We start from the raw sequence: 23,728 nt of genomic DNA, 5'->3' as shown, positions 1-23,728 counted from the left end.
ATGTATATAGACTTTAAGCAAATGAAAAAGGATTACGAAAAAATCGAACCTATTTATGCAGAAGGTCGAGTTAAAAGACTTGTTGGATTAACCATAGAAGCTGAGGGTATAGTTCCTTTTGTTGGAGAGATTTGTTATATACATAATGATTACGACGAGAAAATTGAATGTGAAGTCGTTGGCATAAATCAGGAAAGAAGTATACTGATGCCATTTGGGGATGTTAGAGGTATTTCTGTTGGAAGCAAAGTTGTAGCAACAAAGAAATTGTTATCCTTAAATATCTCAGATGAGCTCATAGGGTGTGTGTTAGATGGTCTGGGTAGAATTCAGGATGGTAAAAAATTAAGAGACTATGAGGAATTTAGAGTAGATAATAAACCTCCAATTGCTATTGATAGAAAACCAATTTCAGAAATAATTCATACAGGTGTCAGGGTTATTGATGGTTTACTAACTTGTGGTATTGGTCAAAGGGTTGGTATATTTGCAGGATCTGGTGTTGGTAAAAGCACATTAATGGGAATGATTGGAAGAAATGCATCTGCAGACGTAAACGTGATTGGCTTGATAGGTGAACGAGGAAGAGAGCTTCAGGAATTTATATATCATGATTTGGGAGATGCTGGATTGAAAAAGTCAATTATAGTATGTGCTACTTCCGATGAACCAGCACTTATACGTTTAAAAGCTGCATTGGTCACTACAGCTATAGCAGAATACTTTAGAGAGAAAGGTAAAAACGTAATTTTAATGATGGACTCCGTAACCAGATTTGCTATGGCTCAAAGAGAAATTGGTCTTGCTATTGGTGAGCCTCCAACTACAAAAGGATATACCCCATCGGTATTTTCTATATTGCCAAAACTTTTAGAAAGAACAGGACCATCAGATAATGGTTCAATAACTGCCTTCTATACTGTGCTTGTTGATGGTGATGATATGAATGATCCCATCGCAGATACGGTCAGAGGAATTTTAGATGGACATATTGTTCTATCGAGAGATTTAGCACAGAAAAATCACTATCCAGCAGTTGATGTTTTGAAAAGTGTAAGTAGGCTTATGTCAAAAATAGTTTCTAATGAACACGCAGATTTAGCAGGAAAAGTTAGAAATATATTAGCAGTCTATAAGGAGGCTGAAGATTTAATAAATATAGGAGCGTATGTTCACGGAAGCAATCCTGAAATCGATAAATCTATTCAATATATAATTCAAATAAATGAATATTTAAAACAGTCAACGTTTGAAAATACTAATTATGAGCAAAACTTAACTATTTTAAAAGGGATATTTAATAATTTGATTTGATATCAGAGGTATTTATGAAAAAATTCAAATATTCACTAAACAAATTACTAAATATGAGACTAAGACTTGAGAAAGAAGCTTCTCAAAAATTTGCAGATATCGGTACAAAAATTAAAGTTATTGACGAAAATATAAATAGGCTAAATCATCTATATAGGAAAAATAATTTCGCAAAATGCACTACTAGAATTGAGGATATTATAAGAACGAATTATGGTCAATACCTTGAAAACTCTATTGAATTGAATAAGAAAGATAGAAAAAAATTGGAAGAAGAATATGAACATAGACTCGAGGATTATAAGGACAAAAAGAAGAATAGAAAAGTCTTAGAGAATTTGAGAGATAAGGAATTTGAAGATTTTTTGAGGGAGCAGGACAAGGAAGAACAAAGTTTTTTGGATGAATTGTCCATCAATATGTACTATAAAGAATTTGAAGGAGAAAAATAACATGAACGTTAATTTTAATAGTGTTGATAATCTTTATTTGAATAAAAACTCCTCTAAAAATATGAAGCGTGACAATACAGAAACTCGATTTGATGAACTGTTAGACGAATCAAATCATTTTGAATATCAAAATTCAAAGAGTTCTCAATTAAAAGATGATCATTTATATTCTAGAAATGGTAATTATGGTGATGAAAATTCTGATTGTGCATTTGATGATGAGAACATTGATCTAAGAAATAATTCTAATATAGAATTCCATCATGCTAATGTAAATAAAACAGACACTAAAGATGTTAAAATCGAAAAAGATTATGGTGAGCATAGTGAGGATATGGAAGATGATGAAAATTTTGAAAATTTAAAATCGTTGATTTATATATTAGATTTAATTTATTTTGATAGCGATAAGAGTAGAAATGTTTTTGATTTTAAGAAAATTCCCAATTCAGTTTCTGAGAAATTTTATAATTCAAATAAAATAGATAAAGGAAATTTATCTAAGGTTTTATCTTTTATTGGATGTAATGAAACAAAAATCAAAAATGAAAATATCTCTAATGGGGATGTTCTAAATCAAATTTTTAATAGTGCTGAAAACTTTAAAATGGTATTAAGAAATGAAATTATCAAATTTGAGGAAAGAGAATTTGACAATCCCATACTAAAGATACTAGACTCTGAAGTATTTTTAAATGACAAAGAGCTATTAAAGAATTTAAAAAATGAAATCACAAACAAGTTAAATGCTTCGATTTTTGTACATGATAATAGTAACAAATTAAGTCAATCAACAACAGAAGAATTTCGAAATTCTATAAATGAAGTTGTAAATTTTAGATCGATGAATGGAACTATTAATAACTCTACGAGGGACTCAAATATATTAAAGGAAATTTATGACGATACAGGTTTGAATACAAATATAGAGAATTATTACTTCGACATCATAAGGAATGGTGATTTACAAGATGTTTCTTTTGAAAAAGTTATCGATGCAAACAACGTTAGCAAGTTTCAAAGAGAATTTATAGATAACATAAAATACATGTCGAATAATGGGAAATCCGAAATGTCAATACAGATAACTCCAGAGCATCTAGGGAAAATAGATATAAAATATGAAGTGATTAAAGACAGTGTTAGAATAATCATAAGAGCCGAGCAAAGTGAAGCTATGAAACTCATAGATAACACTATTACCCAGATTAAAAATATGGTTAGAGAAAATCATCAAATAGACCTTAGAAATATTCACGTTGACATCGGACAGTTTGATTTTGATTCAAATTCAAAAAATCCAAATAGCAACAATGCCAATGACAATAGTCAGAAAAATAATAACATAAAAATTGAAACCAATCGAGTTTTAGATGAAGGTGAAGATTTGCAAACTGGAGTTTTAGTATAAGTAAAACTTTTTGTGAGGTTTATGTATGTATGTAGGTAAAAAAAGTATTTATTCAATGAGTGTTAGCAATAGTAAAGCGACCGTCAATAATGATACAAAAAACAATGATTTTGATTTTGAAAATGTATTAAAAGATTCTCAAAATCAAAATTCTAAAAGGCCTACTGATATTTACAAAGGAAATTCTTTAAGTGAAAGAAGTATTTACGGGGGACAGACGACAGATAGAGGAACAAAAATAATTCAACCAGGAGAAGACATGGATAAAAATGCATTTTTAAGAATTTTGGCAGCTCAAATGTCCAATCAAGACCCAACTCAAGAACAAAATGGCACAGAATATATTTCACAGTTCGCACAATTTGCAGCAATGGAACAAATGTCAAATTTAAACAGTACCATGAGTGCGTTTGCTTCACAATCGCTAATAGGAAAGGGAGTAATGCTCAATGCGTACGATAAAAACGGACAAATCATAACAGGAATTGTAAGATCAGTAGCAAAGAATGGATCAAGAACGTTGGTTAGTGTAGAATACTTAGATGAAAAGGGACAAGTTACAATAGGAGAATTTGAAGATAAAGACATAATAAGTGTAATAGATATGGAAGATAATCGATTGGATTATATAAACAATAATATGGCAATGCTTCTTGGGGCAGGTATGATGAATAAAAATGTGAAATTTGTAATTGATAATGGTGGAGAAACATCATCTGATTATGAGACTATGGATGGAGAGGTAAAAGGAGTAATTGTAGAAGATTATTCAATCAAACTTAAAGTGAAAGTTAGAGGAAGTGGAGAAATAAAAATTGTGGATTTAGATAAGGTCTTAGAGGTAGATGGAGAGAAATATGAAAATATTAGGTAAGAGAGTTGATTTTCAACTCTTATTTTTTTATATTAGAATAATGAAGTTAGGAGGTAATTCTTATGATTGAACTTACTACGATCAACAATACAATTTTCTATCTCAACTCCAATGAAATAGAAAGAATAGAAATGATACCGGAAACTGCAATCATTATGCTAAACGGTAAAACTTATATAGTAAAAGATACGGCTGACGAGGTATTAGAAAAAATAATTGAGTTCAATAGGAAAATACATAAGTATTAATTCCTAAATGTTATTTTAGAATATTAATTCAAATATAATCCTTTTTTTGTCAATTCTCTTTTAAAATTCAAGGAATTATGGTATAATGAGATGCGAGATTTTAGGAACGATTTGGATATTTTGTTAATCTACGATGTATGAATTTTGAAATATTGTTAATATGATTTTTGAATTGGGTATGGAGTGCGAAAATGTAGCAGTCCAGTTCTTATTTTTTTAAACCCTGAATCTAAAAACGCATTATAGAATTTGTTAGTTTATTGTACTTTAAGTTTACAAAATGTATTGGGGTTCCAATCTAAAGATGGAGGATGAGTAATGAAAAAACCAATTGTTGCAGTTGTTGGACGTCCAAATGTCGGAAAATCTACATTGTTTAATAGGATTGTAGGAGATAGAATTTCCATAGTTGATAATACTCCGGGAGTCACAAGAGATAGAATTTACAGAGATGCCGAGTGGCTGAAATATAAATTTACGTTAATAGATACAGGTGGAATAGAATTTAAAACCAATAATGACATGTTTAAGAATATGCGTATTCAGACGGAGCTTGCAATCGAAACTGCCGATGTAATAATCTTTATTGTAGATGGTAAAGCTGGTCTTGTTGATGGGGATAGGGAAGTCGCTCGAATGCTTAGGAAAAGTAATAAGAGGATTGTACTAGTTGTTAATAAAATTGATTCTAAAAAAGACGAAATGAATTTATATGAATTTTATGAACTTGGTCTGGGAGAACCTATTTCAATTTCATCGACACAGGCTCTTGGTTTAGGTGATATGCTTGATGAAGTTGTGTGTCATTTCGATTTTATAGAAAATGACGATGAAGAAAATGATATTATCAAGGTGGCAGTCGTAGGAAAGCCTAACGTTGGCAAATCTTCTCTTATAAATAAAATTTTAGGCGAGAATAGAACAATTGTAAGCGATGTGGCTGGGACAACTAGGGATTCTATAGATACATATTTTGAAACTGATGAAGGAAAATTCATTCTTATAGACACTGCAGGTCTTAGGAAGAAATCAAAAATAAAGGAAAACGTTGAGCATTATAGTGCAGTAAGAAGTTTGTATAGCATTGATAGATGTGATGTTTGTGTGTTAGTTATAGATGCTACTCAAGGAGTAACTGAACAAGATGAGAAAATATTAGGTTATGCACATCAAAGAAATAAGGCTATATTGATTTTAATTAACAAATGGGATGCGATAGATAAGGATAACAAAACCTATAATGCGTTTAAGAAGAAAGTGCAAAATTCACTTAGTTTTGTTACATATGCACCTTACTTATTTATATCTGCACTAACAGGTCAAAGAGTCTGTAATGTATTGTCAGTGGTAAAGAAATGCTATGAGAATTATTCAAAAAGAATTGCAACAGGAGTATTAAATGAAATTATAGGTAGGTCCATGATGATTAAAGAGCCTCCTATAGTTGGATTAAAAAGACTTAAAATTTATTACTGTACACAAGTTGGAATTAAACCACCTAAGTTTGTGTTTTTCATAAATGACAAATCGACATTACATTTCTCTTATAACAGATATCTACATAATCAAATTAGAGAAAGTTTTGATTTTGAGGGAACAGGAATAGATATACAATATAAAGAGAGGAAAGATAAAAAATGAATTTGACGTTTTTAGGAAGTGGAAGTTTTGGTACGGCGTTAGCCGTGGTTTTTTCTAGATATAATTTTAATGTAAAGATGTTTGATAGAAATAATGAAATAATAGATTCTATTAATAGGTTTAGAAAAAACTCTAGATATTTGAGCAACATAGAAATTCCTGAAAATGTCGTTGCAACGAATGATATATATGAAGCTGTAGTTTATAGTGATATAATATTTTTTTCAATACCTTCTCGTGCAGTCAGGGAGGTTTCAAAAAAAATTAAAGATACTGTTAAGGATGGCACAGTGATTGTTTGCTTATCTAAAGGCTTGGAAGAAAAAACTCATAAGCGTCTATCTGATGTTTTAGAGGAAGAGCTTGTGAGTAATCCTATTGTAGTTTTATCTGGACCTAGTCATGCTGAAGAGATTGCTTTGAAAAAACCGACATCACTTGTTTCAACTTCAAAAGAGATGTGTTACGCTGAATTTGTACAAGATACTTTGTCTAGCGATATTTTGAAAATTTATACTAATCCTGATATAATAGGCGTAGAGTTAGGTGGTGCAATGAAAAACATAATAGCATTAGCTGTTGGAATTATAAATGGGTTAGGATATGGTGATAACTCAAGTGCGGCTGTTATAACTCATTCGTTACAAGAAATAGTTACTATAGGAGTAAGACTAGGCGGAAAAATAGAGACATTTTTAGGTCTTAGCGGAATTGGTGATCTAATAGTAACTTGTTTAAGTAAACACAGCAGAAACAGAAGATGTGGTTTTTTAATTGGTAAGGGTATGAAATTAGAGCAAGCTATTTGTGAAATTGGTATGACTGTTGAAGGAATTAATACGTGTAAAATATTTTATGAGATAGCTAAAGAAAAAAATATTGAAGTTCCGATAATTAAATCCTTGTATGATTTTTTGTTTAATAACAAAGACTTAAAGTACGTGGAAGACAAATTGATGTGCCATGATGTTAAATATGAAATGTTAAATATATAACTTTACAGAGAGCTCTTGTCTTATTTTAGGATAAGAGCTTTTATAAAATTAATTTGGAATAAAATGGAAAAAAAGAAAATACATATTTAATAGATTAAGTTTAAAATCGTGGAGGTAGTTAGTTTTGGAAAACCTAAACATATACGAAGATATATCGAAAAGAACGCAAGGAGATATATATATTGGAGTTGTTGGTCCAGTAAGAACAGGAAAATCCACTTTTGTCAAAACGTTCATGGATAAAATGGTTATTCCTAAAATCGAAAATGCTTTTAAGAAAGAACGGGCTAAAGATGAATTGCCACAAAGTGGATCAGGAAAAAGTATTCATACTACAGAACCTAAATTTATTCCAAATGAAGCTATAGAAATTAGCTTTAACGAAAATATAAAATTGAAAGTTAGGTTAGTTGATTGTGTTGGATACATAGTTGATGAAGCTTTAGGATATTTAGAAAATGATTCCCCTAAAATGGTTAAAACTCCTTGGTTTGATGAAGAAATACCTTTTGAAGAAGCTGCGGAGATTGGTACTAGAAAAGTAATAACAGACCATTCAACCGTTGGGGTTGTTATTACAACCGACGGTTCATTTACTGGAATAGATAGAGAAAGTTATGTTGACGCTGAAGAAAGAGTAATTTTAGATTTAAAAAGTATAAATAAACCATTTGTAATTGTATTAAATACAAAACATCCAAACACCATTGAAACACAAGAACTTAGAATTAACTTAGAAGAAAAATATGATGTTCCAGTTGTTGCAATTGATGTTGCGAAAATGGAAGAAAATCATATAGAAGATTTATTTGAAAAAATATTACTGGAGTTTCCAGTTAAAGAAATTCATATTGACCTACCAAGTTGGATAAATGGACTTGACTCAAACCATTGGCTTAAAAATAATTTTGTATCTTTGATTAAAGATATGAGTCAGGACATAGATAAAATAAGTGATGTTAAGAAAATATCTGATTATATGATTGAAAAAGATGAATTTTTAAGTGGTATAGATGTAGTTGAAACAAATCTTGGAATTGGTAAATCGAAATTGAGATTTAATATACACAATAGCATATTTTACAAAATCTTAAGCGAGATTTGCGAAAAAGAAATAGTTGATGAAGGACATTTATTAGAATTCGTTAAAGATTTATGTAAAGCAAAGATTGAATATGATAAAGTCGAAAGAGCCTTAAATGATGTTAGAGAAACGGGATATGGATTGGTTGCACCTCAACTCTCTGAAATGAAGTTTGAGGAACCAGAAATAATAAGACAAGGAACTCGTTATGGGGTTAAATTAAAGGCATCTGCTCCATCCCTTCATTTAATAAAGGCAGATATTCAAACTGAAATTTCTCCGATAATGGGAACAGAAAGAGAGACTGAAGAACTTGTTAAATCACTCTTAGAACAATTTGAGAACGATCCATCAAGCATGTGGCAATCAAATATGTTTGGGAAAAGTTTAGAAGTTTTAGTTAAGGAAGGTCTTCAAAATAAATTATATAAAATGCCTGAGGATGTCCAAGCTAAGATTCAAAAAACATTACAAAAGATTGTTAATGAAGGTAGCGGCGGATTAATTTGTATAATTCTATAAAAATTCAAATTAAGCACTTATACGTAATTTTCGTATAAGTGCTTAATTTTTATCTGGGTAACTCTTTTTTCAAATTCAACTTTGATATATAATGGAATCCAGTGCAAAGGTATTACAATTTTATTGATCATTTGTCGATAAATATTTTATAAGGTGAGGTTTCTAGGAAATTGTTTAACTTTATCAAAAATAACAATGATACAAAAGACATTGAATCCAAAGAGATTGAATATGATGTAAATCAAGTTAGTTTAGAATTTAAAAAAGCTGAATTAGAATTGAAAAATTTAAGAAAACTACTAAAAGATACACAAATATCTGTCAATATAAAGATCAACGATTTACATAAGAAAGTCAATTATTATAAAGATGAATTGTACAAATTTGAGGAAATATATTACGAAAAAATTTTAGGATATAGTAAATGTTCTTTAGAAAATATTGAATTTGAGTCAAATATCAAAACTATACATAACACTCGTAGTGATTTGGTAAAACAAAATGCTGTATTTAAATACGGAGATTATTTAAACACTTCAAGAGATATTAATTTTGAAAAAGTAATTTTAAGAGGCTTAAATAAGGAATTTGAAACAATAAAAAATAGAGTATTGATAACAACTTCGAACAAACATATAGAATTGTTTAATTTGATGTTAAGTTTTTATACTAATATCTGTGAAGAAAGATATTTTGAGATCTCAGAAAAATTTATAGAAACATATATAAACGAAATTCATGTTTACGAACATTACGCTGAAATGAAGAGAAAAGAGCTAATAAATAAAAATTTAAGATTAAAGGATAATAAAAAAAGGAAAGAGATAGTTTCTATACGCAATAAATTTGAAAAAGACATGAAAAAATCTCTAGAAAAAAAGAAGTCTTATTTTGAAAAGTTATTAACAGAAATGGATAAAACTAAAAAAGATATTATTCAAGAAAAACTAATTAGAATTGAGAATCATATTTCTTATTTAAAGGAAAAGGACAAGTATATAAAATACCAGGAAGAAAAAGTTAAATCCGGATATATATATTTTTTATCAAATGTAAAATCTTTTGGTAAAGATGTTTTTAAAATTTGTGCAACAAATACCCTATTTCCATTTAATGAAATCAGAAAATCAAATAAATTTGATGTTCCTTATGAATATGAGCTTATATATCTAAATTTATTTGATGATATAAATAAAATTTTCAAAGAAATTAGAAAAATTTTCAAGAGTAATATTAGCAGAGAAATAAATCATAATAATATATTTTTTCGATTTTCTAAGCAAGATATTGATAATTTAATTTGTAGACTAAACAGTAAGTAATTTTAATACTAAATAAAAAAAATGTGAATATAATAATACTTATTATTTTTGTTTAAGGAGTAAGATTAATCTAATGGTTTATTGTCTTATAAATGATGGGATTTTCCATCGTGATATTATGAAAATAAATTATAGCCTGATTGATGACTCTGAGGAATTTAGAATTAGTAAGGATTTCGAAATAGATCTTTCTAAAAATAACATTGTGTATTTTAAATTTTCTCCATTTCAGTTTAAAGAGAATAGAGTTCATAATTTCATTGAAGAAATATCAAATGATTTTATAAGGAGTAAGTACATCTTAGGAAAAGATGATTTTGAGAATTATTTTTTACGAATTGATGAGTTTAACGATATAAAAAATATATTTAAATGTAAGTATTTAAAGTTAAATCAAGCTCTTAAAAGATTTAATTATCTTAAGTACAGTCTTTTTTAGATGTAATATTTGTAAGAAGTTATTAATAAACTCTACAGATATCATTTATTAAGGATTTGATTATTTGGGTTTTGTAAAATATATATCTACTATTGCAAATCAGTATGGTATACATAATTATGAAATACAAAAACTCAGAAGCGTTTATAAAATTAAATCAAAAGATAAAAGTTTGATTGTAAAAAAGTTTAACTCAAAAAAAAAGCTTTTTAATACTAAAAAAATTATTGATTACCTAAAAACTAATAATTTCAAATATGTACAAAATATTGTTTACAATCTGAATAATGAATTTTTCATAGAGATAGATAATAATTTTTACGTTTGTTTTGACTGGATTGATGGTAGAGAAGCCAATATTAGAAGTTGGTCTGAAATTAGAAAATGTATAAAGACTATATACCTTTATCATGAATCTATAAAAAACATCGACTATTCTTCCATGGATTTGAAAGATGATTATAATTGGATAAAGAATTTTGATAAAGACATTTTAAATTTATATAAAATAAAAAAGTTAATTTCAGATAAAAGACAATTTAATATTATTGATAAATTCTACTATGATAATATAGATAAGGCAATATTTAATATATCTAAGATTAAAGAAGCTATAGAATTAGAAAAATGTATTAATTTTCTTGAAAGTAACAAAATTATATGCCATAACAGTTTATATTACCAAAATTTCATATTGAGTAATGGTGCCATCTATTTAATAGATTTTGGTGGTATAGTTTTAAATTATAGAATTTATGATATAGCAAGGTTTGGAAGAAGGATTTTGTATAAAAATAAATTTAATATGAAGATATTGAATAAAATTTATAAATTTTATAATAGTTATTACAAATTTTGTAAAATCGAAGAAATTTTATTTTATTTTTATGTAAAATATCCTTATAAATTTGTTAAATTTGCAAATAAAATTTATCTTGAAGGAAAAGATATAGACGAAATAAGATTGTTGAGAAAATTGAAAATGTACTACGAATACGAGTTTAACGTTTTTTAAAAGATGATTTATTTTTAGAGAAGTAGGAGGACATCCTGTGAGATTTTTGATTGATACGCATGCTCATACAATAGCAAGTGGTCACGCTTATTGCACAATTAGCGAAATGGCACATTCTGCACATGAAAAAGGATTGAAATTGTTATGCATAACAGATCATGCTCCTAAAATGCCTGGCAGTTGCCACGAAATATATTTCAGAAATTTTAAGGCTATAGATAGATATATAAATGGTGTTGAGATTTTTATGGGATCAGAACTTAACATTTTAAATTTTGATGGTGAAGTGGATATACCTGAGAATGTGTTGAGTAAGTTTGATATTGCCATTGCGAGTTTTCATACTGTGTGTATAAAACCAGGAACTGTTGAAGAAAACACAAGAGCATTTTTAAATGTTATGAATAATCCCTATGTTAATATAGTTGGACATCCTGAAGATGGTAAGGTGCCCGTAGATTTTGAGCCTATTGTTAAAAAAGCAAAAGAGACCGATACACTCATAGAATTAAATAATTCTTCATTAAGTCCTACGAGTAGCAGAATAAACACTTGGGATAATGCTAGAAAATTACTAAAGATATGCAAAAAATATCAAACTTTTGTAGCGATAGGAAGTGACGCACACTTTAGTACATATGTCGGAGAGAATAAATTTGCTCTACAAGTTGTGAGAGAAGTTGATTTTCCTATTGATCTAATAATAAATACGAATATTGATAAATTTAAAGATTTTATTTCTAAGAAACGTAAAAATGCTATCTAGGTATATATTAAATTATCTTAATGTTGTTGCAGTAGTTGTTACAGATTTAAAACTTGAATTATATGTGATATAATTTAGATACGATAATTTTTTAGAAGGAGAGCAATTTTAGATTGAGTATTATTCACAAAGATAAATTTTATTTTGTAGAAACATGGGGGTGTCAGATGAATGAGGAAGATTCTGAAAAACTATCGGGTATGCTCATGTCAATGGGATATTCTCCATGTAATGTTAGAAATAGTGCTGATATTATAATTTTCAATACTTGTTGTGTTAGAGAAAATGCCGAGCTTAAGGTGTATGGAAATTTAGGACAACTTAAAAATTTGAAAAATCAAAAGAAAGATTTAATAATTTCTGTGTGTGGTTGCATGATGCAACAGAAAGGTATTCCTCAAGAAATATCAAAAAAATATCCTTTTGTTGATATAATTTTTGGAACACATAATTTACATAAATTCCCCGAATATTTAAATCGTGTGATAATGAATGATGAACGTGTTATTGAAATAGAGTCTGGTTCAAATGAAATAATAGAAAATATTGATATAGATAGAAAAAGTTCGTTAAAAGCTTTTGTCACCATTATGTATGGCTGTGATAATTTTTGTACTTATTGTGTAGTGCCTCAAGTCCGTGGAAGAGAAAAATCTAGAAAATCTGAAGATATAGTAAATGAAATAAAAAAACTTTCATTAAAAGGGTATAAAGAAATAACCTTGCTTGGACAAAATGTTAATTCATATGGTAAAGGACTAGACGAATATATAAATTTTCCTCTATTGCTTAAGAAGATAAATAAGATTGAAGGTATTGAAAGAATAAGGTATATGACATCTCATCCAAAGGATTTTTCAGATGAACTAATAGATGCGATGCTTAATTCTGAAAAAGTTTGTAATCAACTTCATCTTCCTGTACAAAGCGGATCAAATAGGATATTGAAATCTATGAATAGGCACTATACAAAGGAAGAGTATTTAAGTAAAATTGACAAGGTAAAATCGCTTATTCCAGATATTGCGATAACAACCGATATAATTGTTGGTTTTCCTGGCGAAACAGAGGAAGATTTTAAAGAGACTTTAGATCTTGTAAAAAAAGTTAGATATGATTCAGCGTTCATGTTTATATATTCCAATAGAAAATATACTCGTGCTGATATGATGCCTAATCAAATTCCCGATGATATTAAACATGAAAGGTTTAATAGGTTAGTCGATACTGTGAATTCTATATGTGCAGAAATAAATAATGGCTATAAAGATAAAATCGTTAAAGTGTTGGTTGAAGGAGTTTCTAAAACTGATAATTCTAAAATTTCTGGTAGAACAAATAATGGTAAACTTGTCAACTTTAGTGGAGATGTGAGTTCTATAAATAAAATAGTAAATGTTAAAATAACTAAACCAAAGTCATTTTCTTTGGAAGGTATTCAAGTTTGAAAATTAACATTAAAATTCTTAGGAGAAATTAATTATGTTAACTCCAATGATGAGTCAATATTTACAAATTAAAGATAAATATAAAGACTGTATAGTCTTTTTTAGATTAGGAGATTTTTACGAGATGTTCTTTGAAGATGCAAAGATTGCATCTAAAGAATTGGAATTGGTCTTAACAGGAAGAGAGTGTGGGCTTGATGAAAAAGCTCCGATGTGTGGTATACCTTATGTCTCATCACAAAATTACATAGCTAAGCTTGTTAATAAAGGTTTTAAAGTTGCTATTTGTGAACAAGTTGAAGATGCTAATCTGTCTAAAGGAATTGTTAAAAGAGATGTTGTAAAAATTATTACTCCTGGAACGTATTTTGATGAAACTCTAAATGAATTTGAGTCAAATGTTTTTTTAGCTAGTGTATTTTATGATTTATATTCTGAATCTTTTGGAATAACTTTTGGGGATATAACAACTGGTGAAGTGTATAGTACTGCGGTAGATAATATTTCCCTTTTATCAGATGAACTTACGAAGTTCTCTCCAAAGGAAATTATAGTAAATCAAGATTTGAATATTGAAACTAGTAATTTAAATTCATCTAATGACTTCTTAATCACAATAAAAGATTTCGAATTTTTTTCAAACTTACATACTCCTAAAGATATTGAAAAAGTTAAAAACATAAAATCATATCAAATAAGTTCTATAAATGGTTTTTACAATTACATATTTGAAACTCAGAGAATCAGTTTATCTAATGTTAAACAAATTGAATTTTATAATGTTTATGACTATTTGTTGATAGATAAAAATTCTAAAAAGAATCTTGAACTCATAACTAATACTTACGATAATTCAAAAAAATCTACATTGTATTGGGTTCTGAATAAAACTAACACCTCAATGGGGGCACGTTTATTAAAACAGTGGATAGAGAAACCTTTGCTTAAGATTAATAAAATTATCAAAAGACAAAATTCCATTGAAGAGTTGATCGAAAATTTTGACCTCCATTCAAAGCTCAAAGAATTACTATCTGATATAACAGATATAGACAGGATAGTTTCGAAAATATCTAGTTTATCTATCAATCCAAGAGAAATGTTAGCTTTGAAAAAATGTTTAAAGCTCTTGCCAGATATCAAAAAAGTACTAATACAATTTAGCTCTCCGTTATTTAAAGATATTTATGATAGCTTCGATGTCCTAGACGATATATATGACCTTATAGATAAATCTATATGTGACGATGCTGGTATAGTCATAAAGGATAATTCAATAATAAAGTCTGGATATAATTCAGATGTGGATAATCTCAAATATCTGAAAAATAATGCTAAAGAATGTCTTATCAATATGGAAAAGGAAGAAAAATCTCTAACAGGAATTAGATCACTCAAGATAGGGTACAACAAAATTTTCGGATATTACATAGAAATCAGTAAATCAAATTATGATCTCGTACCTAAGGATAGATATATAAGGAAACAAACGTTATCCAATTCTGAAAGATATATAACTGAAGAATTGAAGAACATGGAAGAGAAAATTTTAAATGCAGAAGATAAATTAAATGAGTTAGAATATCAAATATACACAAGTATTCGTGAGAAAATTGAGAAGAGCGTTTCAAGAATAAAAAATGTTTCTAGGAATATTGCGATTGTTGATTCCTTATTTTCTCTCGCACTAGTTGCCATAGAGAATAAATATGTAAAACCTATTATTTCAGATGATGGATCCATCGAAGTAAATGATGCTCGTCATCCTGTTATAGAAAGATTGATGAATAAAATCAATTATATCCCAAATGATGTTTATTTAAATAATTTTGAAGACCAGCTTCATTTAATAACGGGTCCTAACATGGCTGGAAAATCTACTTTCATGAAACAAGTTGCACTAATTGTAATAATGACACAAATAGGAAGTTTCGTCCCTGCAAGTTATGCAAAAGTTTCCGTGTGCGATAAAATTTTCACTAGAATAGGGGCTTCTGACGATTTGTTTTTGGGAAGAAGTACATTCATGGTTGAAATGAAGGAGGTAGCGTACATATTAGATAACTTCACCCAAAATAGTTTAATAATATTAGATGAAGTTGGCAGAGGAACGAGTACTTATGATGGACTGAGTATAGCTTATGCAATAATAGAATATTTAACTTCAATAAGTAAGATCCGCCCTAAGACCTTGTTTGCTACTCATTATCATGAGTTGACACAAATTGAAGAAATAAACCCAAATGTTAAAAATTATAGTGTATCGGCAAAAAAGATTGAAGGTAATTTAATTTTCTCAAGGAAAGTTTCAAGAGGAGCAGTGGATGATTCTTACGGTATAGAAGTTGCCAAGCTCGCAGGAATAAATGAGAATGTAATAGAATTTGCAAAAAATATTTTGGTAAATCTAGAAAAACAGGTTGAATGTAATGACATAGTTCAATGTATTGGATCGGATGAAAATGAAATAGCTCATAAGGATTTTTGTAGAAAGGATCTTGTGAAATCTGTTGATGAAACACAGGAGTTTTTAAAAATGTTGAGTGATATTGACGTAATGAATATTACACCTATCAATGCTCTTGAAAAACTCAATGATATAATTGAAAGTTGTAAAAGGTTAATATTAAAATAGGTTATGAGTAGGGTTAATATATTAGATGCGGCTATTTATAATAAAATTGCAGCAGGGGAGGTTGTTGAAAGACCGTCTGCAATCGTGAAGGAACTGGTCGAAAATAGCATAGATGCTTATGCTAAAAATATAACAATTGAAATTAGTGGTGGAGGTAGAGATTTAATAAGAGTAACTGATGATGGTGAAGGAATCTATCAGGATGATATTGAAAAAATATTTTTGCCTCATGCTACAAGTAAAATTAAAAGCGAAGAAGATTTATTTAATATAACGTCTCTAGGATTTAGAGGAGAGGCATTGCCGAGTATAGCTTCTGTTTCAAAAGTTTTTTTAAAATCGAGAAGTAAGGAATTTGATTTTGGCACCAGCTTACGTGTTCATGGTGGAGAAGTTATAGAAAAGGGTGAATGTACATGTTCTATTGGAACCGAAATTGAGATTCAAGATGTGTTTTTTAATACTCCAGCAAGATTTAAATTTCTCAAAAATGAAAATAGAGAAACTGCAATAGTAAGAGGCATTGTTACACAACTTGCTTTATCAAATTATGAAATTAGCTTTGAATATATTTCAAATGGTAAACTTGTATTTAAGACAAACGGAAAAAGCTTGCGTGATGCAATAATAAATATTTTTGGAATATCTATCCTGGAGAATTTGTTCTTTGTAGAAAATAATTGTGAAAAAATGAATATTTTTGGATATGTTGGAGATATTAACTTCTGTAAGAGTTCGAGAAATGGTCAATATTTCTTTGTGAATAATAGAATTATTAAAAATAGAAGTCTGGTATTATCTATTGAGAACGCTTACAGAAATTACATAACAGTGAATAGGTTTCCGTTTTTTGTTTTATTCTTAAATGTAGATCCTCAGGAGATAGATGTTAATATACATCCAACGAAAACGGAGATAAAGTTTGAAAACGAAAAATTAATATACAGTTTTCTATACAAGACTTGCATCGATGGGTTAAATGATTGTTTATCAAATTCTACTTTAGTAAAGAAAAATGAGCTAAGCAAAATTTTATATCCTAACAATAGTAATGTCTCAAATTTTATACAGCCAGTTATAAAACCTTTTTCGAAAGCAGAGATTCAGGAATTCATAAATAAACGTAAAGATAGTTTAATGAATCCAATTATAGAGAGTACTATACCTTACAACCTAGTTAATGTTTCTGAATTTGATAAGGATCATGTAGAGACTTTAGAGGAAAATTCAAAATTTGAGAAATTAGAGGAAGAGGTTTCTTCCGATTTTAAGATAATAGGTCAATATAGTAATACGTATATAATTGGCGAATGGTATAATTGTTTGTACATTATAGATCAACATGTAGCTCACGAGAAAGTGCTATTTGAGGAATTTATCAATAAGGTAAGAAACCAAAATGTACTTAGACAGTTTATAATTCCAGTAATAGTAGAACTTGATGATTTGGAATATACCTTATTTAAAAGTAATGTTCAACATTTTATGAAATGTGGTTTTAGTATAGAAGAGTTCGGTGATACTTCAATCGTGGTTAGAGAAGTTCCTTTTGAGTTTAAAGACTGTGATGTCAAGTCTTTGATCTTGGATATAATTCAAAATATAGAGAATTTTGGTAATGGAGCTTTAGACGAAGTGAAGTATGACTTGATTGCCACTAAGTCGTGTAGGAGTGCGGTTAAGGCTAACTGTAAATTAAATATGAGTGAAATTAAAATTTTGTTATCTAGACTTATGAAACTTGAGAATCCATTTACGTGTCCACATGGAAGACCTATAATAATAAAGTTTTCTTTGAATGATATCGAAAAGATGTTTAAAAGGGTTTAAATCTCATGTTTAAGAAAAGAGTTATGGTAATAGCAGGTCCGACTGGTGTGGGAAAAACGAGTTTATCTATCAGTTTGGCTAAGTCTATGGGTGGAGAGATTATATCAGCTGACTCAATGCAAGTTTATAAATATGTGGATATTGGATCAGCTAAGATTAAGGAAGAAGATATGCAGGGTGTAAAACATCATATGATTGATATTGTATACCCTGACCAAGAGTTTAACGTATCAATTTATGTTGATTTAGCAAAGAAAGCTATTGATGATATTGTATCAAGGAATAAGTTACCCATAATAGTTGGAGGGACAGGGCTTTATATACGTTCCTTATTGTATGATCAAAAACATTGCACCTCAGGAGAGGATAAAGACTATAGGGAATATTTATATAATTTATCAAAGCAAAAAGGGAATTTGTATGTACATAGTCTATTAAAAGAAATTGACAACGAGAGTTATAATAGTATTCATTTTAATAATTTGAAAAGAGTTGTCCGAGCTTTAGAAGTCTATCATTTGACTAAAAAGCCATTCAGTTCTTTTAAAGAAAGTACTGAGAATTCAATTTTTGATTTTAAATATTACGTCCTAAATTTGAATAGAGGTGCACTATATGATAATATCAACAAAAGAGTAGATCTTATAATAAAAGATGGGCTTATAAATGAAGTTATGAATTTAAGACTGAAAGGATACAGAAAAGATATGCAATCCATGAAAGGGATTGGCTATAAAGAAGTTTTTGAATATTTAGACAAACACTTGACGCTAACTGAGATGATAGATCGTATAAAACAGAATTCTAGGAATTATGCAAAAAGGCAATTGACTTGGTTTAAAAGAGAGATTGGTAGTAAGTTTATTTCAAGAGATGACATGAACAAAGACGAAATTTTAAAATATATAATGGATGATTTTGATAGGAGTTAAGTTTTAAATATAATGTACAAATTTATTGAAAAATCTTTTGGAAAAGGTGTATGCAATATTTATAAAAGAAGTTGTGATGATATAAGAACTATATTTGAGGAACTAGATTTTTTGAAGCTATATAATCAAAATAGAGTTTTAAATGCTTTTAAGGAATGTAGGATATCAAGTTCACATTTTGCTAGTACTACAGGATATGCGTATTCAGATTTGGGAAGAGATGGTATTGAAAATTTATATTGTAAAATTTTTGGTGTTGAGAGTGCTCTAGTGCGATTGCAATTTGTAAATGGATCACATGCGATTGGCTGTGCAATACTTGGTAATCTGAATAGAAGAGATGTTATGTTTTCTATTACGGGTAAACCTTATGATACCATAGAAAACGTAATTGGAATTAATAGTAATCATGTAGGAAGCTTGAAAAATTTAGGTGTGGATTATTTGGAATGTGATTTAAAGAATAACACCTTTAACAAAGAGTTCATTATGAATACTTTAAAGAATAACTCTAAAGTAAAAATGGTGTACATCCAACGTTCCAGAGGATATTCTTTGAGAAAGTCAATCTTATCTGATGAAATAAAAGATATAGTAAAAATTATAAAAAGCGTCAATAAGAACGTAAATATCTTTGTAGATAATTGTTATGGGGAATTCACGGATATAGTAGAGCCAACTCATTTAGGTGTTGACTTAATGGCAGGTTCACTTATAAAAAATATTGGTGGTGGTCTTGCTCCAACTGGTGGATACATAGTTGGAAAGAAACGGTTAGTCGAAAATGCTGCGTATAGATTAACTGTTCCTGGTATAGGTTCAGAGTGTGGTTCAAGTTTAATTGATTTAAGACAAATATTTCAAGGACTTTTTATGGCTCCAAATATAGTAGTTGAATCTTTGAAGACTGCGATATTTGCTTCTAGTATTTTTGAGCATTTAAACTATGATGTATATCCAAGATATTATGAAAAGAGAAGCGATATAATACAATCTATAAAATTTAATACAAAAAAAGAACTCCTGGACTTTTGTAGAGATATTCAAAAAAATTCACCTATAGATTCCTTCTTAGAATGTGAACCTTGGGATATGCCTGGGTATGAAAATAAAATTATAATGGCTGCAGGTACTTTTGTATCTGGTTCCTCGATTGAGCTTTCTTGTGACGCTCCAATTAGGACACCATATGTTGCTTATCTTCAAGGTTCTCTCACTTTCGAGCATGGACAATTGGCTATACTAAATGTAATTAAGAACCTGATTAATAAAAATTACTAATTATTTGAGTCTTTTTTAATATCAATATTTAATGGATTCGAATTAAATGCATTTTTTATACTTTCATCATCAACATGGGTATATATCTGAGTTGTAGAAATATTCTCATGTCCTAATACTTTTTGCAACGTTCTTATATCTATTTTTCCATGTTTAAACATTAACGTTGCTGATGTATGCCTCAGCTTATGTGGGGTAATATTTTTATCAAATATCTTACTGTATTTCTTTATTATTAACTGAACAGCTCGATTACTTATTCTATTTCCATGGGAACTTATAAATAGTGCATCAGTATCTTTTTGATTTATTTTATATGAAGATCTATCTTTCAAATATTTTTTTATAGATTCAATTACTGTATTATTTAAATATATTATTCTTTCTTTATCACCTTTACCAATAATATTCAAAGTATTATTATCTAGATCGATGTTTTTTATATTTATAGAACATAGCTCTGATAATCTTAGGGCACAATTTAAAAAGAGGGTAATCATGCAATAATCTCTTGAAGAAAATTTTTGATTAAAATCTATATTATCTATTAATTGTTTAGATTCTTGTAAATTTAAATATATTGGATTTCGCTTAGGTATTTTAGGAGTTTCAAGTTGCAAAGTGATATTTTGATCAATAATTTTTACTTTGGTCAAGTAATTGTAAAAAGTTTTAAGAGAAGCAGTTTTCCTGCTTCTCGTACTTGCATTGTTTAAACGATTAACTTTAATAAAATTCATATAAGCATATATATCACTTAATGATATGTTTTTTATGAATTCCAAATCCACTTTATTAGGTTTAATTTTTATGTTTTTATACTCTATAATAAATTTGAAAAATATCATAAGATCCATTTTATATTCTTTTAATGTATTTATGGACTTCCCTTTAACTACTAATAGATAGTTCAAAAAATCCTCTAATAAAATTGGTATTTGATTTTCCATTTTCTTGATTTCTCACTTTACTTTTGATTATTTATTTCTTCGCAAAATACATATTTTGCGAAGAATATTGTTCTAAAAATAAAGGAAGAACAAAATACTCATACTTTCCTTATATTGTCCTCCCTTATATCTATAAGAAATTATCTCTAATCTTCTAGAGTTTCTACTAACTTAACTAAATCTTTTACAGCTTCAAATTCATCTTCACCAGAAGTTATAATAGTTATTTCTGAATCCTTTGTAGCACCTAAAGATAAAATACCTATCAAACTTTTAGCATTAACTTTCTTTCCATTACACTCAATACTAACATCACATTTAAAAGAAGACGCTTTCTTTACTAACAATGTAGCAGGTCGTGCATGTAAACCTGTATCATTAAGAATTTTTACATTAATTGACTGCATAACTTTTCAAATCTCCTTTTTTGTTTTTATTTATAATTATGATTTTTAAAAACTTTAACCTTAATAACATAATTTTTATCTAGGTTGAACTATTAATTTAATAGCCGTTCTCTCTTCACCATCAATTTGTATATCTGTAAATGCCGGTATGCAAACTATATCTTTTCCACTAGGTGCTACAAATCCTCTAGCTATAGCAACAGCCTTAACCGCTTGATTTATAGCACCAGCTCCAATAGCCTGAATTTCAACTAAAGATTTCTCTTTCAAAATTGCCGCTAACGCACCCGCTACCGAATTTGGATTCGACTTTGTAGAAACTTTTAACACTTCCATATTTAATCCCCCTATAATTAATCTAAATGTATTACATATAACTTTTTTTATTTTTTACTAAAAGTACATAAATAAAACTATTCTAAATTTCAAAACAGAAATTAATAAAAATATCCTATAAACAAAAACCTACTTTGCAAACTCAATAACTCGCGTCTCCCTTATAACATTTATTTTAATTTGACCAGAAAACTCTAACTCCTTCTCGACCCTTTTAACAATATCCCTCGCTATACGAGCAGCATCCAAATCATCAATAACATCCGGCTTAACTATTATCCTTATTTCTCTTCCAGCTTGAATAACATAAGACTTTTCTACGCCTTCGTAGGAATTAGCTATAGATTCTAATTGGTTTAATCTCTTTATATACGCATGCAAAGTTTCCCTTCTAGCACCTGGTCGCGCAGCAGATATTGCATCAGCTGCCTGAACCAATACAGACTCCAAACGTGTCATAGCAATATCTTCATGATGAGCACCTATCGCTTCAGCCACAGCATCACTCTCGTTATAACGCTTAGCAAACTCATAACCTATCATGGCATGAGTACCTTCTATCTCATGATCTAATGCCTTACCTATGTCATGCAACAAACCAGCTCTCTTCGCAACGTTTGTATCTAACCCTAACTCAAATGCCATAGTACTTGCTAAATATGCAACTTCTATTGAATGTTTCAAAACATTTTGACCATAACTAGTCCTATATTTCAATCTACCTAATAACTTAACTATCTCTGTATGTACACCATTAACTCCCGTTTCAAACAATGCCTGCTCCCCTGTTTCCTTTATCTCACTCTCGATATTCCTCTTTGCTCTATCAACCATCTCTTCTATTTTAGTAGGATGGATTCTACCATCTAAAATCAATTTTTCCAGAGCAATCTTAGCAATTTCTCTTCTAACAGGATCAAAACTTGAGAGAACAACAGCCTCAGGGGTATCATCTATGATAAGATCAACTCCAGTAAGCATTTCAAGTGTACGTATATTACGACCTTCTCTACCTATTATCCTACCCTTCATTTCATCATTAGGTAACGGAACCACATGGACGGTAGACTCAGACACATGATCTGCAGCATACCTCTGTATAGCACCAGTTATAATTTCCTTTGCCTTATTAGCACTTTCTTCTTTCACTTTATTTTCAAATTCTTTTATCAAAACAGCAGACTCATACTTTAATTCCTTCTCAACCTCATTTAATAAAAAAACCCTCGCCTCATCAGAAGTCATTTTAGAAATAACTTCTAACTCATATCTTTTCTTGAGATCCATATCCTTAATATTTTTCTCAACATCATCAATTTCTAACAAACGAGAATCTATCTCCTGTTCTTTCTTTTCAAGAACATTCGTCCTTTTATCCAAGGCTTCCTCCCTCTGAAGAAGTCTTCTTTCAAGTCTCTGTATCTCATTTCTTCTATCCCTAGACTCTTTTTCAAATTCTAATCTCACCTTATGAGCATCTTCCTTAGCTTCTATTAACAATTCTTTTTTTAACGCTTCAGCCTCTTTCCGAGCACTTTCAATTAAAACTTTACATTTTTCATCACATTCAGCCATTTTAATGTCAGAGTCAACACACTTTTTTCTAAAATGATTCTTTATCAGAGTCAATAATATCAATAAAGAAATAAATAAAACTATATTTACAACAGAAAAAACTATACCTAAAATATTATCTTCCACTTCTTTAATAACACCTCCTTGCTTTAAAAATAAACTTCTAAAAAGCGTATTGGTGTCATACTATATTCTTACTGAAAATCGTCCAATCATAACGTAATTTAATGACTAGTTCACAACAATTGTAT

General features: G+C 29.1%; 21 protein-coding genes. 17 read left to right on the top strand and 4 right to left on the bottom strand.

Going from position 1 to position 23,728, the window contains the following annotated elements:
• The 17 genes from fliI (at position 1) to AALI31_RS03915 (ending at position 20,209) form a co-directional block, all read left to right on the top strand.
• A complete protein-coding gene (gene fliI, locus AALI31_RS03995; protein ID WP_489885235.1) occupies positions 1 to 1,314 on the top strand; it encodes a flagellar protein export ATPase FliI in 1,314 nt (437 codons plus the stop codon).
• 14 nt (positions 1,315 to 1,328) lie between these two features.
• The gene (locus AALI31_RS03990) at positions 1,329 to 1,766 is read left to right on the top strand and encodes a flagellar export protein FliJ (protein ID WP_489885234.1); all 438 of its coding nucleotides are present in this window, start codon (positions 1,329 to 1,331) and stop codon (positions 1,764 to 1,766) included.
• Between the two features lies 1 nt (position 1,767).
• Positions 1,768 to 3,177, top strand: a complete 1,410-nt coding sequence (locus tag AALI31_RS03985) for a flagellar hook-length control protein FliK (protein WP_489885233.1) — start codon at positions 1,768 to 1,770, stop codon at positions 3,175 to 3,177.
• A gap of 25 nt (positions 3,178 to 3,202) precedes the next feature.
• On the top strand, positions 3,203 to 4,051 hold the full coding sequence (locus AALI31_RS03980) for a flagellar hook assembly protein FlgD (protein WP_489885232.1): 849 nt from the start codon (positions 3,203 to 3,205) through the stop codon (positions 4,049 to 4,051).
• 62 nt (positions 4,052 to 4,113) lie between these two features.
• Positions 4,114 to 4,299 carry a flagellar FlbD family protein gene (locus AALI31_RS03975; RefSeq protein ID WP_489885231.1) on the top strand — a complete coding sequence of 62 codons (186 nt, stop codon included), beginning with the start codon at positions 4,114 to 4,116 and terminating at the stop codon, positions 4,297 to 4,299.
• A gap of 318 nt (positions 4,300 to 4,617) precedes the next feature.
• Complete coding sequence (gene der / locus AALI31_RS03970; protein WP_489885230.1) at positions 4,618 to 5,940, top strand: ribosome biogenesis GTPase Der; 1,323 nt, start codon at positions 4,618 to 4,620, stop codon at positions 5,938 to 5,940.
• A complete protein-coding gene (locus tag AALI31_RS03965; protein ID WP_489885229.1) occupies positions 5,937 to 6,935 on the top strand; it encodes an NAD(P)H-dependent glycerol-3-phosphate dehydrogenase in 999 nt (332 codons plus the stop codon). The genes der and AALI31_RS03965 overlap by 4 nt, the downstream gene beginning before the upstream one ends.
• Before the next feature lie 124 nt (positions 6,936 to 7,059).
• Positions 7,060 to 8,541: a stage IV sporulation protein A gene (gene spoIVA / locus AALI31_RS03960; RefSeq protein ID WP_489885228.1), complete on the top strand. Its 1,482-nt coding sequence runs from the start codon at positions 7,060 to 7,062 to the stop codon at positions 8,539 to 8,541.
• 170 nt (positions 8,542 to 8,711) lie between these two features.
• On the top strand, positions 8,712 to 9,863 hold the full coding sequence (locus AALI31_RS03955) for a hypothetical protein (RefSeq protein WP_489885227.1): 1,152 nt from the start codon (positions 8,712 to 8,714) through the stop codon (positions 9,861 to 9,863).
• A gap of 73 nt (positions 9,864 to 9,936) precedes the next feature.
• Positions 9,937 to 10,302: a hypothetical protein gene (locus AALI31_RS03950; RefSeq protein ID WP_489885226.1), complete on the top strand. Its 366-nt coding sequence runs from the start codon at positions 9,937 to 9,939 to the stop codon at positions 10,300 to 10,302.
• Between the two features lie 64 nt (positions 10,303 to 10,366).
• The gene (locus AALI31_RS03945) at positions 10,367 to 11,317 is read left to right on the top strand and encodes a spore coat protein S (protein WP_489885225.1); all 951 of its coding nucleotides are present in this window, start codon (positions 10,367 to 10,369) and stop codon (positions 11,315 to 11,317) included.
• 37 nt (positions 11,318 to 11,354) lie between these two features.
• The gene (locus tag AALI31_RS03940; RefSeq protein WP_489885224.1) at positions 11,355 to 12,083 is read left to right on the top strand and encodes a phosphatase; all 729 of its coding nucleotides are present in this window, start codon (positions 11,355 to 11,357) and stop codon (positions 12,081 to 12,083) included.
• Positions 12,084 to 12,196: 113 nt separating this feature from the next.
• The gene (gene miaB, locus AALI31_RS03935; RefSeq protein WP_489885223.1) at positions 12,197 to 13,531 is read left to right on the top strand and encodes a tRNA (N6-isopentenyl adenosine(37)-C2)-methylthiotransferase MiaB; all 1,335 of its coding nucleotides are present in this window, start codon (positions 12,197 to 12,199) and stop codon (positions 13,529 to 13,531) included.
• A gap of 31 nt (positions 13,532 to 13,562) precedes the next feature.
• Complete coding sequence (gene mutS, locus AALI31_RS03930) at positions 13,563 to 16,166, top strand: DNA mismatch repair protein MutS (RefSeq protein WP_489885368.1); 2,604 nt, start codon at positions 13,563 to 13,565, stop codon at positions 16,164 to 16,166.
• A gap of 3 nt (positions 16,167 to 16,169) precedes the next feature.
• On the top strand, positions 16,170 to 17,996 hold the full coding sequence (gene mutL, locus AALI31_RS03925; RefSeq protein ID WP_489885222.1) for a DNA mismatch repair endonuclease MutL: 1,827 nt from the start codon (positions 16,170 to 16,172) through the stop codon (positions 17,994 to 17,996).
• A gap of 5 nt (positions 17,997 to 18,001) precedes the next feature.
• Positions 18,002 to 18,928: a tRNA (adenosine(37)-N6)-dimethylallyltransferase MiaA gene (miaA, locus tag AALI31_RS03920; RefSeq protein ID WP_489885221.1), complete on the top strand. Its 927-nt coding sequence runs from the start codon at positions 18,002 to 18,004 to the stop codon at positions 18,926 to 18,928.
• Between the two features lie 12 nt (positions 18,929 to 18,940).
• A complete protein-coding gene (locus AALI31_RS03915; protein WP_489885220.1) occupies positions 18,941 to 20,209 on the top strand; it encodes a methionine gamma-lyase family protein in 1,269 nt (422 codons plus the stop codon).
• On the opposite strand, the gene AALI31_RS03910 is transcribed toward AALI31_RS03915, so the two are convergent.
• The 4 genes from AALI31_RS03910 to rny form a co-directional block, all read right to left on the bottom strand.
• On the bottom strand, positions 20,206 to 21,159 hold the full coding sequence (locus AALI31_RS03910; RefSeq protein ID WP_489885219.1) for a tyrosine recombinase XerC: 954 nt from the start codon (positions 21,157 to 21,159) through the stop codon (positions 20,206 to 20,208). The two genes, AALI31_RS03915 and AALI31_RS03910, sit on opposite strands and share 4 nt — an antisense overlap.
• 146 nt (positions 21,160 to 21,305) lie before the next feature.
• Positions 21,306 to 21,566: an HPr family phosphocarrier protein gene (locus tag AALI31_RS03905; RefSeq protein WP_489885218.1), complete on the bottom strand. Its 261-nt coding sequence runs from the start codon at positions 21,564 to 21,566 to the stop codon at positions 21,306 to 21,308.
• A gap of 75 nt (positions 21,567 to 21,641) precedes the next feature.
• Positions 21,642 to 21,902, bottom strand: coding sequence for a stage V sporulation protein S (locus AALI31_RS03900; protein ID WP_066761816.1), 261 nt, complete (start codon positions 21,900 to 21,902; stop codon positions 21,642 to 21,644).
• Positions 21,903 to 22,031: 129 nt separating this feature from the next.
• Positions 22,032 to 23,603, bottom strand: a complete 1,572-nt coding sequence (rny, locus tag AALI31_RS03895; protein WP_489885217.1) for a ribonuclease Y — start codon at positions 23,601 to 23,603, stop codon at positions 22,032 to 22,034.
• Positions 23,604 to 23,728 lie beyond the last annotated feature (125 nt).

The sequence above is a fragment of the Anisomitus miae (SeqCode) genome (assembly GCF_054906395.1).
Note: the sequence above shows the minus strand (reverse complement) of the source record. Positions and strands in the feature narration are given on the sequence as shown.